We start from the raw sequence: 13027 nt of genomic DNA, 5'->3' as shown, positions 1-13027 counted from the left end.
AGAACCAAATTCATTATTCACGAACTCATCATCAGCATAATCACGGTAAAAGAGTATTGATATGAACCAGTACACACAAGAGAGAAAAGAAGAAGAAATAACCACTATTACCAGGAGTTTCAAATTAAAAAGGGTTATCTCAAAAAAGTCTCAATATTTGTGATGAAGAATATGGGTTTCAATCATCCTTGAGAAGGAGAATAGGAACTGTACACACAGAATTATTTCAGTATGATGGTAGAGGAGCATATTAGATACCCGGATTGATCCCTGACAAGTCCCAGACCTCTGACACCAGATTGGTTGGCCCATTCATCGCCACTCAACACTCAGGACTTTTCGCTCTGGAATACGCCGGGGATGGTACTTCGGGTACCCGGCCATAAGTGCATAGGCGAGTTCACGACCCGGGGGAAATCCCAAAAATTCTTTGAGAGGGGGATACTCAGCTGCAGCCATGGCAAGAAGTCCGGCCCAGCATGTTCCAACCCCAAAGGCCTGGGCTGCAATATCAACGTGGGTGAGGGCGATGATCGCATCGACGAAGGCCATAGGTTTCCCTCTCGGAAAATGATAATCAGCCGGAATATGAGCAAGAATGAGATGGGGGGCTCCCCGGCAGATACCGTCTATCCCCTTTTCCCATTGGTCCAGGAACTTTTGTATCACTCCGCCGAGCGGATGATCAGGACTTTGAACATTCTTCATCCATTCAAGAGTTAATTCTGATACCCTCCTGATCTTTTCCGGGTCGCTGATAACCAGCCACTCTACCGGTTGACCGTTTCCTCCGGTTGGAGCATACCTGGCTATCTCAAGGATCTGTGCCAGGGTTTTCCGGTCAACCGGTTCTGACCTGAATTTTCTGGTTGACCGACGGTTCAGGAGATAGGAAGTTAATAAATCAGGGGTTATCCGGGGAGACTTTGGGGAAGTAACCAAAGGGGTCTGATGATCCCTGGTAAGTGCGTTCACCGGACAGAACACTTCACAGTGACCACAGTCAATGCACCGGGCTACCCTGTTCTGACAAACTTCGGGCAGACTCACGGGTCCCGGAGGTGTGATGAGTTCTCCCGGGCAGAGAGATGAGCAGATGCCACACCGGGTGCAGAGCGTTTTATCGACATGAATACCGGTTACCATACTTCCCCCTTGAAGTCAGGATCATCATGGGAGTTTTGTTTGAAGAGATCATACAGGAGGTAAAATCTGGCAATATCCGGAGAGTATAGTGGATGCACGACAGATACATCACTCATACTTCTGTTGATTTTGTATTCATTGAAAGGTTGCTGCACGGTTTGCTCATGCAGATTTGATGTAATGTTCATCAGGATTCATTTGTACTATAATATAGTAGAGGAATCAGAGTAGTGGAAGTAATATTATTTCCATATTGTAAGTATTGAAGGTATAGAATAATTTGAATGATCTGAATGAATACATGATGAGAATATTCAAGGGCATCTTCTCAAATTACAGGAGCAGGAAAGGATCACAGATGAGTGATATGTCTTACGCCCTGATGGATTGATAAAAAAAGTCATTTATATCTGGGCTATGCTTTTACGGATACCGGGGAGTTGCCACACTGCATATCCCAGGATTGTCGCAATGAAGAGCTCTATCAGGGTATTCACCAGTCTGTCCATGATTATCCCCTGGATATAAGGCTCATTGAACTCAGGCAGGGATATGATCAGAATGGTCATAACCGATGTGTAAACCAGATAATTCCGGGATTTTGCATATGGCCGCACAGATGTCAGTATGGTAATGATGAGGATGAATAATCCAGATGGAACAGACCAGAGCATCAGAGCACTGGCAATTACCACTCCGATACAGGTGCCAAGAGCTCTCATTGATATCCGGGACATAGTTGTCTCAAGATTTCTATATACGACCAAAACCACCACCAGTGCAATCCAGTACGAACGTGGCAGGTTCAGAAGAATGGAAGTCATTTCTGCAACTATCATACAGATGGTATTTGAAGCCACCAAAGGGATGAGAGGAATACATTAATGCCCTGACAAAATATAACATATCAGTCTACAAGATATTCGAAATATTACTTAAAAAAGGAGAATCGAAAATGGCAGAACCTTTCAATACATCAATAACTCTCACCAAGGATGATGCCCGGCGTTTTCATGAATACGATAGTGATCCATTGAAATATGAAAATGACCGGAGTAAAGCCGCAGCTAGCCGGGCCCGGCAAATCGCTCAAAATCTCAAACTTTAATTCATGGTTTTTGATTCTGCAGGGATAGGTTTAGTGCGTTTATCTGATTCTATTCATATCAATGAATTTTGCTGTGCTTCTAAAGTGGGTAGCCTTCCCCTACAGAATTTCCTGAAACATCATGCCCATGATAACCAGAAAAGGAAGTTATCAATAACCTGGATTCTTGTTCAAGAATCGGAACCCTGTATTCCTCTGGGATATATTTCTCTGGCCTGTGCAAGCATTGATGTAGAGGATCTGAATGCTGGTGACAAAAAAGGTTGTCCTAAATACGACCGGTTTCCTGCGCTATTAATCGGTAAATTTGCCATTGATGACAGTTATCATGGGAAGGGACTTGGTACTCAACTCATGGATTATGTCTATGCTCTTACCATCAAAATATCAGAAAATACCGGGTGCCGATACCTTATCGTTGAATCCAAACCCTCCTCTGCCTGGTTCTACGAAGAAAAGTGTAACTTTATCAGAGTTCGGGAACTTGAAGATGGAAATATCCTCTTTTATAAGAATGTAATTACTCTACTTTTTGAGTAAAAAGAATGAGTCATCAGCATTTCATTGAAGTGTTTATGCTTTTCTGAATAAACGGGAGTTGCCACACTGCATATCCCAAAATTGACGCGATGAAGAGCCCAATCTGGGTATTCACCAGTCTGTCCATGATTATCCCCTGGATGTAAGGCTCATTGAACTCAAGCAGTGATATGATCAGAATGGTCATGACCGATGTATAAACCAGGTAATTCCGGGCTTTTGCATATGGCCGCACAGATGCCAGTACGGTAATGATGAGAATGAATAATCCGGATGGAACAGACCAGAGCATCAGAGCACTGGCAATTACCACTCCGATACAGGTGCCGAGAGCCCTCATTGATATCCGGGACATGGTTGTCTCAAGATTTCTGTGCACGACCAAAACCACGACCAGTGCAATCCAGTATGAACGTGGCAGGTTCAGAAGAATGGAAGTCATTTCTGCAACTATCATGCAGATGGTGATACGAAGTGTGTACACCCACCCTTTCAGTGTATGCAGGTTTTTCTTCCAGTACCGGTATTGCCGGGTGAGTGAGGAACTGCCGGGCTTCACTGTCGTTTCTGTTGTTTGAGGAACACAACGCTCAAGTTCAAACCTTGCGAAGAGGAGGGAGAGGCACATCATCAATACAACGATCCAGATCTCCCTGATGACAAAAAACCCGGTGATACCAGCAGCAGAGAGAAGATCACCTGATTGAAACGATGACCCAATGATAAGAAATATGAGAATCAGGCTGCTACACCGGGCAAAGGTTCTGTTCATCCCCCCAACAAGTGCAATGAAGAAGGTCAGAACAATTAGACAAAATCCTGCCATTACTGTGTTTTTTCCTACCAGTGAACCAAACAGGAATGCGATCGCATCAGCCACCAGAGCATATAGTAGTGTTGAGTATTGTTCCCGGATGGTGATTCATCGGACAGGTTTGCTATTGCCAGTGATCCGATTGAGACGACACCTCCTACTCCGATCATGCCAAGCCACCCGGATATGATCATGGGGATACCGATACCAAGACCGCTCCCGATGATCATTACCGGATGAACGGTTCTTTCAGTTGACCAGGAGAAAAGAGACCTGATGGCTGAAGGTGCATGGTCATGCATTTTAGTTTTCTTCCGGGAGTTCAGATAGAGAGTATTTGGTCTTGACCGTGAACTTCGTATCTATGGAGAAAATCGGGATTAGTTTTGGTGTAGTTTGAGTAGTGAGATTCCGGAGTCCCGGGGTAATGGAAGGTCAGTTTTTATCAGGTCCCTAATGGGTTGAGATCTGAACAACGATGGTTCCTACCAGGAGAGAGTGATGACCGGGCGGGAAAAATCGGGTTAAAGCGGGAGCAATCCGAGCACAGATATAAATCTGATCAGCTCTTTAAATGCCATAGGGGCAGGGTTTATGATCAGAGCGGGAAAGCGGGGTACAGGTATATGTACAGTGATAGGGTGAGGTGATCATGAGGGACACTGTATATAGAAATCTCCCGCTCTCTATCATATAAAATATATATATTATTATTATTTCTTAATATTACCCGCGAATTGGGCGTATTTTTAGAGCGGGGCCATCCGCTCTCTGTTTTTGTAAAGATTTAGAGATTCGAGATTTATATAATGTGACAAAGATGTGATGAGATCATGAGGGCGGGAGTTTTCCGCTATCCTCACTCATTATTTTTGGGATTATCAGATTTATCAGAACTTGGATGGTCCAATCTGATATCAGTTGATCCGGGTAACGGCGTCCACCGATGTATCTGCAAGTGTTACCGTTCTATCGTGATAATCTGTCGGCGAATTATAGAACCGCAGATTCAGATCACTGGAAAAAAGAAGGGATCAAACGGTTAACTTTGGTATTTCCGGTATATCGTCTTCCGGGGACCTGCTTCAATGACAAGAAGCACCAGCTCATCGTCAATGATCTCTAATATCGCCCGGTATTCACCGGTTCGGATTGAGAACAACCCTTTTCCCTTCCCTTTCAGGGGTCCCAATTTATTTCTGGGATTGTCAATCTGTTCTAGATCAGCAAGGGCTGATTCAAGGGAGTGTCGTGCAGGAACAGGAAGTTTTGCCAGGTCATGCTAGGCTCCGGGAGAGATAATAACCGTGAATTTACTCAAAAGAGTCTCCAAGTTCCGCCATTACTTCCGTAAGTGTCTGGCATCTTCCTTCCTTGTAATCCTTTCGCGCCTGCTCCACCCGGTTAAGGGTCTCGTCGCTGATGGGTTCCGGATCTATCTGACCGTCAAGGATGGCATTGATGATCTCTTCGTCAGATTCATCTGGTCGATTTTTCAGAAGGGCAATCTTCTGATAAGTTTCATCGCTCAGAGAAACCGTGACTGTCATGAGTATGTATTATCCTCGAAAGGCCATATGCATTCCGATGAGGAAAAGGTTAAAAATTCAATCAAGTATTCACCTCTACCTAGAATAATGAGGTCTGTTTGTCTGATACAAGGGATTGAATCAGTCTGGGAATTATTTTTTCCGGGAAAATCCTGCTATCACCGAATTGTTTCCTACCAGTGATCCAAACAGGAATTCGATTGTATCAGCCACGAAAGCACATAGCATTGTTGAGTATTGTTCCCGGAGTGGTGATTCATCTGACAGGTTTGCTATCGCCAGTAATCCGATTTAGACGATATCTCCCACTCCGATCATGTCAAGTCATCCGGATATGATCATGGGGATACCGATACCAAGCCCGCTCCCGATGATCATTACCGGATGAACGGTTCTTTCAGTTGACCAGGAGAAAAGAGACCTGATGGCTGAAGATGCATGGTCAGGCATTTTAGTTTTTTCCCGGGAATTCAGATAGAGAGTATTTGGCCTTGACCGTGAACTTCGTTTCAATGGAGAAATTCCGGGATTAGTTTTGGTGTAGTTTGAGTCGTGAGGTTCCGGAGTCCCGGGTTTATGGAGGATCAGTTTTTCTCAGGTCCTTAATGGGTTCAGATCTGAACAACGATGGTTCCTACCGGGAGAAGTGATGACCGGGCGGGAGAGATTGGGTTTGAGCGGGAGTTATCCGAGCACAGATATAATTCAGATACGCGTATTGAATGCCATATGGGCAGGGTTTATGATCAGAGCGGGAAAGCGGGGTACAGGTATATGTACAGTGATAGGGTGAGGTGATCATGAGGGACACTGTATATAGAAATCTCCCGCTCTCTATCATATAAAATATATATATTATTATTATTTCTTAGTATTACCCGCGAATTGGGCGTATTTTTAGAGCGGGGCCATCCGCTCTCTGTTTTTGTAAAGATTTAGAGATTCGAGATTTCAGAGATGTGACGAAGATAAAAGGAGATCAGGAGAGTGGGAGTTCCCGCTGGTTTGTTTGAGAGAGTATATTGGCTCAGCCCATCTGATAGAAAGACTGTCAGGGAGGTATCATGGATGATTCGGTTGTATGGTTTTTCTATTCCTGACGAGGCTGCATGGATTCATAGGACTACTACTGATATTCATTCTCAATGAAGGAAGCGATCTCTCTTAGGTCATCCATGAATTTATGAAAAATTTTCTAATGCCAGGTTGATTACGGGTTACGGTGTCTCATTTGATAATTCCCTTACTGAGGAGGAATGCAGAAAATCACAGCTCGAGTGAAATTTCAAATTTAATTGAAGTACCCGATTGATTCAGCGATTTTACAAGAGGGCATCAGTAGCCTTTCAGTTAGTCATGTCGTGCTAAAAATATGCATTTGATTGATATTCACATGTATTGTGCCATTCTTCGCCAGGTTCTAAACATAACTGAGAACGAGGAGAAAAAATCCGGACTATGATCTCAGGTGGATTGAGCTTATCGGTAAAAAAAATTGAAAAACCAAAATTCCGATTTGAAAGGAAGAGATCTATTTTTCAAGTTCTCCTTTCATAACCTGGAATTCTTCGGTAGTGATCTCACCTTTTGCATATCGCTCTTTCAGGATATCTATTGCAGAATTTAGTTCTGAAATAACTTTATGCCCTCCGATCTCACGGAGAATGAGATACAGAAACAGGGCAAATATACCTACCATCGGGATGACAATGAGGATCCACCAGAGAAGACCATGCATTCCGCGTTTGTTTGCATCCTGGAAGACGATATATCCAATGATAATGAAGATAAGAAACCAGAAGAACATCATTCCCATACCAAAGAATGGGAATCCATAGCCGCCTCCCCAGGGACCCATCATTCCGAACATGAGTGAGAATGTATCTCCGAGTTCATAATCCTTTGCAAGATTCCAATAACCTTTCTTATAATGTTTTGACAATCCCAATTCACGGTGTTCTCACAAATCAGTCCCGGAACAGGTGGTCTGTGTGTTTCTTACAGATTCATATGTGGATGCATTGGATTCTGATGAGAATAGTATATAACCCCCTTTTATCCAAGTAGGTTGAATAATAAGTACGAGTTTTTCTTCATTCTTTCTCTCACAAAACCATCAAAAAGTTGTAGCATTAGGAAATCGTTTGGGTGAAATGGAAAAGAAAATTGATTGGGAAAAATTCCGTCCAATCATCGCTGATATTTTTTACGGATGACCCTATTGATGGTGGTAGACCTCACACCGATGAGGTAATTTGGATCAAACTTTTAGTTCTCCAACAGTGACATGGTCTCTCTGATTACGAATTAGAAATCCAAGCCCTTGATAGATCATCCTTCCAACATTTTCTGGGTTATCCTGTTTCAATTCCATTTAGGTCTACAATTTGGAGATGTCGGGAGAGATTGAACAAAAACAACAAGGATGAGGCAATATGGAAGGAACTTCAGAGACAGATAGATGAACGAGGTTTAACCATTAAACGAGGTATGATTCAAGATGCTACATTTATCCTTACAGATCCTGGTCACGCTAAATCGGATAAACCACGAGGTGATGAAGCTAAAGCGAGAAGATCGAAAGATGGAACTTGAGCAAAAAAAGGAAGAAAATCACACTTTGGGTATAAACTCCATAAAATAGTTGATAAAGAAACTCAACTTATACGGCGGTTTGCTACAACTACAGCAAGTCTACATGATAGCCAAATGGATCTATCTGAACCTGGTGAAACTGTTTATCGAGATTTAGGATACTTTGGTACAACTGTGAGAGGCTCAGGGATAAAACGATAAAGAAATCAACCCGTAATCATCCAATCTCTACCAAAAACAAACGAAGAAATAAAGCAATATCAAGGGTTCGTTCTCTTGTTGAAATGCCATATACAGTGATTAAAAGAGTCTTCAATGATGGTCATATGATGGTAACAACAGTTGAGAGAGTCAACCTAAAAAACCTGTTCTCCTGTTTTCATATGATCAATATCGGATGAGTGAAATTCAACAAAGTAGATTGGATAGCGATAGTTATCCTCATCCAAAAGGATAAATTTTCAAATCGAAGGATATTTAATCATATTTTCTTGAAAAAACAGACTTCTCAAGAAGATATCAAAAACAGTGATTGTAATCTGGGGTTAATCGATATCCTCTTCTCTTAATTATTGATGATTTGGGAGGAAGTGATGGCTTCCGAAGAAATCAGGGAAAGTTGTAATTCAAGAATTTTAAAAGAACCCAGATTGATTAGTACCGGTTATCATTTTCCTTTGGATATCAACGTATTGAAAAAAAGATATCTTTTTCTTTTTTCATTTAATAATTAAAAATATGACACGAGAATTTGCTCCATATATTGGGATATATGCTGATTTTTTAGGAATGAAGAATAGATTTGATGAAGAAAAAAACAATATTTCTGATCTAAACTATGAATTGAATAAATTTATCGAATTAATAAAGCTAAATTTAGAAATTATGAAGGGATTACCTGAAATTATGGGAGGAATAAGTAAAATTTTTTCCGATAATTTTCTATTTCTTTCTCCAATTAAAGATATAGTACCGTGGCGTCCAGAGATTAGTGGAATTAACGAAATAATTACTTTTTCACAACATTTTTCGGTTTTTCAATTGGCGTTTGCGTGTGAAGGATATTATCTTAGAGGGGGAATGGATATGGGTTGGTTTTATCATGAGAATGAAGACATTGCCATAGGGCCTTTATTAACATCTCTTGATTCAATCGAAAAATGGAGCCACAATCCAATTATCTATACTGGTGATATCATAAACAAATGGATTGATGAAATAACAGAATACTTGGGACCAGATAATATTACTACTCACCATGTGTGGTTTATAAAAGATTATCAGCAAAAGTTTTTTTTAAATTATTTAAATGCAATATTTTTATTAGCTGATTTTAATATGCATGATTCATATCAACCAAATACTTTACTCAAGAAATGGCCTGTTGGAAAGGAATACTTAGAAAAGCACAAAAATCACATAATTCATCATATAAAAAATCCAAAAATATACACCAAATTTTTATGGTTAGCTCAATATCATAATTGGTTTTGTAAAAAGCATTTTTATGAACATCCTGATTTAGTTATTAAATGTAAGGATTTGGTGTCAATAGCAGGCAAATTTGAACAGATTGAACGCACAAATTGAACTTCATGATTCATATAGCTGAACATTTCCGGCTCTTCGTCAGTTTCAGTGGGTAAGATGTATGTTGACTTGCAATAATGTATTATGATTATTGCTGAGGAACTCTTTCGGGCTGCCCATCATTTAACTGCTCCCTGGAAAAGTTCTTCAATCAAATTTGAGGAAGGGGAACGTATATTAGATATTTGGGTTGACTTTCCAAAAGGTTCTCGCTTTTCCTGTCTTGGATTTAATCATTTAGATTGTGAATTCCATGACGCTACAACCCGATCATGGCGACATTTGGACTTTTTTGAACATCAGACATTTCTCCATGGTCGGGTTCCACGTATAAAATGTCCCAACTGCGGAATTCGACAGGTTAAGATACCGTGGGCAAGAGAAAGAAGTGGTTTCACTCCATTGATGGATGCTTTAATTGTCTTTTTTGCTCAAACAATGCAGATCTCACAAATATCAGAGAAATTGGATATTAAAGACAAACGTATCTGGCGAGTTATCTCATATTATGTTGCACAAGCGTTAAGTGAGGCTGATTTTTCAAAAATAACATCGGTAGGATTAGATGAAGCATCCCGGCGTAAAGGCCATCAATACATTACCGTTTTTGCAAACATCGATACAGGTCGTATAATCCAGATCTGTAAAGGAAAAGATGCATCTGCTCTTTCTTCTTTTTCTGATACCTTGGAAAAACACAATAGTAATGCTGAGAAAATCGAGGATTTCTGTTGTGACATGTCACCTGCTTTTATTAAAGGAATTAAAGAGCAATTCCCATTAACTTCGATAATATTCGATAAATTTCATGTATTAAAGATGGTCAATGAAGCAGTAGATGAAGTAAGAAGAATTGAACAAATGTTCAATCGAGTATTAAAAAAATACTCGGTACATTTGGCTAAAAAAACCATCTTCATTGACAAAAACACAATTGAAGGATTTGGGGGGATTGAAGGAAATGAATTTGCAGATTGTTCGAGCATATGACTTAAAACTGAGTCTGCAGATGTTTTGGAATATGGAGGATAGTGAGTCAGCGGAAGCATATTTCAAAAAATGGTACTTCTGGGCTACACATTGCAAGTTACCTACAATGATTAAAATCGCAAAAACTCTCAAAAGTCATTGAACTGGTATAATCTCATATTTTAAGGATAGATATTCGAATAGTTTACTTGAAGGATTAAATAGCATGATTCAAGCGCTTAAAGTCAATGCCAGAGGGTATCGTAATGACGAGAATTTTATGACAATGATATACCTTCGCCATGGTCAGTTGAAACTTAACTTACCCACTTGAAACGACGAAGAGCCAAAAAAAATTTATATTCTTAATGCTATGAAATGATGGGCTACAATTAATGATAAGTATATTTCAATCATTTATTAACTAAAAATACCCAATAGATGAATATGGATCCGAAAACTCTTAATGAAATTGAAGATTACCTTAAACAGATTGAGATTAAGCAAAAAAAGAATAAAGAAGAAAGGTTAGAAAAAGAACAAAAAAGAGAGAACCAGCGAAAGGAATCGTGGGATTTTTTATACAAAATTACATTTCTTCAATTAAACCAATTAAAAGAATTGGTTTCTCGCTATGGCCATATTGCTGAAATTTCTCCAATGACTTATGAAGAATCACAAAAACAATCCCAACAATCGATAAAATTAACGATTACACCAAATTTGAGTGAATTAATCTTGAATAAACCGATTGGGGATGTTCCTTCCATTGAATTCTTTTATTGTTATAATGATGAAATATGCGTTAGAATAAATGGAGATACTAAATTTTTTTATGGAGATAAAAATGATTCAAAAAAGAATTCGATATCTCTTTCCAATCAAATAAAAAAAGCTAAATTTGATGAAAAGTTTGTTATTGAGCACTTAAGGTATTTTTCTCAAAAAATCTTTGATGTTTGAATTTCAGGTAGAATATACCAATACTTGAACCTTCTTTTAATCATTCCATTGTAATTATTATTGAGTTTAGAATCATAGAATCAGGATACGATATTTGCACATATTGGATTAATTTCATTTCTACTAATAATTCTTTCATTATTGTAATAAAAGAGCAGGTCAGATATTGGTATTTTCAGCTGAATACACTGACCTTTCTGGGGAGAATGTAAAAAAATTGCATGTTCACTCCCGTGTTTCTTCATTTAGTTTTGAGTTGAGTCTCGGCAACTCTTGCATAGGAAGAATAGATCTTACCACAAGATATTCTTGTAGAATTTAACAGGGCTGTAGGATTTTTCACTCTGGTACACCTTCAAAACGAATTACACTCACTACTCAGGAGAAATGTAGACCTTACAACATCCGGAGCTCTTCACCCATTTCTTCGAAGTTCTATCATGCAGGATCTCGTATATGTCTAAAACCCGTTCTGATGAGATGTATATTTATGACATTCTTGAAGCCATAGAGAAGATCGAATCCTATCTCGCCAATATATAAGATGAAAATTTTTTAAACGATAGTAAAAACAAGGATGCGGTAATTTGAAATTTTGAGATCATCGGAGAAGCATCCAGGCGGATTGATCCAGAAAAGCAGCGAAAATGCCAGATATTGACTGGAGCGGAATGATTGGAATGAGAAATTTCCTCTGTCATCAGTACTTTAGAACTGATTGGAAGATTGTCTGGGAGACCTGCCATTGCGACATCCAAAACCTAAAAGAACAATTACACAGGTATGGATTTCAGTAAACCTACAATGAAATGATATTCAGGTTATATCTACCGGGAAAAACTGGAGATTTGATCTATTCATTCATCCCCTCCTGAAAGACACAATCGATATCTAGACCTGACTATTCTATTTTACCACAGTTACCGAAAAAAGATCAATCTAAAAGAAATGATTCTATTCATATTATCAAATAATATTGTTGCTTTTTCTTCTAGCATTATATAATTGTTTTGCGTTATGCTTTGCAATAAACTAAATACAAGAACCACTTTCTGATTTTATGAACACGGGAGTCATGACAAATATGGATAGTAATGCCATTAACAAAATGGGAGGACCAAGCCCCTTTCCAGATAAACATCTTCTAACCCTTGAAGAGCAGCGTAAATACCATTTAGAGATCCTAAATGCCCAATTATCGACAAGTAAAGAGTTACAAAGTCTTTCAATAAAAGAACTAAAAGCCGCTATTAAAAAGGCAAAAGGAACACAATCCTGGATACTGGCATTGAATATTATTATGTTTTTTTTCGGGATAGTTTTGATATCAGTTGCAGTTTATGCAGGATATTCAAACATGTCACCAATGTATAGTGTTCTATTTGGTGGAATCGGATTCGCAGAATTAGTTGCAAGTTTTTTTATTGGGGCTATGCAACGATCACAAAAATCAATATCAGATTTAGTGCAGATAGAAATAACATTTCTAAACTATTTTGAGCAGGTTACACTTTGGGAGCACTACGCAGGAATAAGGACTGATACTGGGGATATTCAGAAAGAAAATATCGCAGAGGCAGCAAAGAAGATTCAAGAGTCTACAGCGCAGACTTTAGAATTAGTTCAAAAATATGTTGAAAATACAACAACATAATTTTTCACCATAATTTGAATATCCATTATATTAAAAAAATGAACTTTCGTTTACTCTCTAAAATCGATCACATTAAAAGTGATATTTTGATTTATGAT

15 protein-coding genes and 2 pseudogenes are annotated in these 13027 nt (G+C 39.1%); 8 read left to right on the top strand and 9 right to left on the bottom strand.

Translation table 11 applies throughout. The features are described from left to right. Positions 1-312: 312 nt before the first annotated feature. The 3 genes from ACHZA2_RS13825 to ACHZA2_RS13815 all read right to left on the bottom strand — a co-directional run bounded on the left by ACHZA2_RS13825 (position 313) and on the right by ACHZA2_RS13815 (position 1985). Positions 313-1146: a nitroreductase family protein gene (locus tag ACHZA2_RS13825; RefSeq protein ID WP_319580188.1), complete on the bottom strand. Its 834-nt coding sequence runs from the start codon at positions 1144-1146 to the stop codon at positions 313-315. Continuing rightward, a complete protein-coding gene (locus ACHZA2_RS13820) occupies positions 1140-1262 on the bottom strand; it encodes a hypothetical protein (RefSeq protein ID WP_319580187.1) in 123 nt (40 codons plus the stop codon). The genes ACHZA2_RS13825 and ACHZA2_RS13820 overlap by 7 nt, the downstream gene beginning before the upstream one ends. A 288-nt stretch (positions 1263-1550) precedes the next feature. After that, complete coding sequence (locus tag ACHZA2_RS13815) at positions 1551-1985, bottom strand: FUSC family protein (protein WP_319580186.1); 435 nt, start codon at positions 1983-1985, stop codon at positions 1551-1553. A gap of 353 nt (positions 1986-2338) precedes the next feature. Between ACHZA2_RS13815 and ACHZA2_RS13810 the strand changes: the two genes are divergently transcribed. After that, positions 2339-2794, top strand: a complete 456-nt coding sequence (locus tag ACHZA2_RS13810; protein WP_319538262.1) for a GNAT family N-acetyltransferase — start codon at positions 2339-2341, stop codon at positions 2792-2794. 13 nt (positions 2795-2807) lie between these two features. On the opposite strand, the gene ACHZA2_RS13805 is transcribed toward ACHZA2_RS13810, so the two are convergent. From ACHZA2_RS13805 to ACHZA2_RS13780, 6 genes are all read right to left on the bottom strand, one after another. Beyond that, on the bottom strand, positions 2808-3674 hold the full coding sequence (locus ACHZA2_RS13805) for an FUSC family protein (protein WP_319580185.1): 867 nt from the start codon (positions 3672-3674) through the stop codon (positions 2808-2810). Then, positions 3635-3910 carry a hypothetical protein gene (locus ACHZA2_RS13800; protein WP_319580184.1) on the bottom strand — a complete coding sequence of 92 codons (276 nt, stop codon included), beginning with the start codon at positions 3908-3910 and terminating at the stop codon, positions 3635-3637. Before ACHZA2_RS13800 ends, ACHZA2_RS13805 begins: the two co-directional genes overlap by 40 nt. Positions 3911-4650: 740 nt before the next feature. Beyond that, positions 4651-4800 (bottom strand): hypothetical protein, encoded by a 150-nt coding sequence (locus ACHZA2_RS13795; protein ID WP_319580183.1) that lies wholly within the window; start codon positions 4798-4800, stop codon positions 4651-4653. A 121-nt stretch (positions 4801-4921) separates the two neighbouring features. After that, entirely contained in the window at positions 4922-5158 is a 237-nt protein-coding gene (locus tag ACHZA2_RS13790) for a hypothetical protein (protein ID WP_319538265.1), read from the bottom strand. A 324-nt stretch (positions 5159-5482) separates the two neighbouring features. After that, a complete protein-coding gene (locus ACHZA2_RS13785) occupies positions 5483-5608 on the bottom strand; it encodes a hypothetical protein (RefSeq protein WP_319580182.1) in 126 nt (41 codons plus the stop codon). A gap of 1081 nt (positions 5609-6689) precedes the next feature. Continuing rightward, complete coding sequence (locus ACHZA2_RS13780) at positions 6690-7100, bottom strand: SHOCT domain-containing protein (RefSeq protein WP_319580181.1); 411 nt, start codon at positions 7098-7100, stop codon at positions 6690-6692. A 133-nt stretch (positions 7101-7233) separates the two neighbouring features. On the opposite strand from ACHZA2_RS13780, the pseudogene ACHZA2_RS13775 reads away from it, so the two are divergent. The 7 genes and pseudogenes from ACHZA2_RS13775 (at position 7234) to ACHZA2_RS13745 (ending at position 12929) form a co-directional block, all read left to right on the top strand. Then, positions 7234-8154 (top strand): annotated as a pseudogene (locus ACHZA2_RS13775) (IS5 family transposase). A gap of 337 nt (positions 8155-8491) precedes the next feature. Continuing rightward, positions 8492-9343 carry a hypothetical protein gene (locus tag ACHZA2_RS13770; protein ID WP_319580180.1) on the top strand — a complete coding sequence of 284 codons (852 nt, stop codon included), beginning with the start codon at positions 8492-8494 and terminating at the stop codon, positions 9341-9343. 84 nt (positions 9344-9427) lie between these two features. Next, on the top strand, positions 9428-10333 hold the full coding sequence (locus tag ACHZA2_RS13765; RefSeq protein ID WP_319580179.1) for an ISL3 family transposase: 906 nt from the start codon (positions 9428-9430) through the stop codon (positions 10331-10333). Next, positions 10263-10646: pseudogene (locus ACHZA2_RS13760) on the top strand (transposase). The gene ACHZA2_RS13765 and the pseudogene ACHZA2_RS13760 overlap by 71 nt, the downstream one beginning before the upstream one ends. Before the next feature lie 113 nt (positions 10647-10759). After that, complete coding sequence (locus tag ACHZA2_RS13755; protein WP_319580178.1) at positions 10760-11275, top strand: hypothetical protein; 516 nt, start codon at positions 10760-10762, stop codon at positions 11273-11275. 647 nt (positions 11276-11922) lie between these two features. Then, on the top strand, positions 11923-12072 hold the full coding sequence (locus ACHZA2_RS13750; RefSeq protein WP_394698594.1) for a DUF86 domain-containing protein: 150 nt from the start codon (positions 11923-11925) through the stop codon (positions 12070-12072). 287 nt (positions 12073-12359) lie between these two features. Continuing rightward, complete coding sequence (locus ACHZA2_RS13745) at positions 12360-12929, top strand: hypothetical protein (protein ID WP_319580177.1); 570 nt, start codon at positions 12360-12362, stop codon at positions 12927-12929. The last annotated feature ends 98 nt before the right edge of the window (positions 12930-13027 follow it).

This window comes from uncultured Methanospirillum sp. (assembly GCF_963668415.2).
Taxonomy (GTDB): domain Archaea; phylum Halobacteriota; class Methanomicrobia; order Methanomicrobiales; family Methanospirillaceae; genus Methanospirillum.
This window is presented reverse-complemented; position numbering and strand designations above follow the sequence as displayed.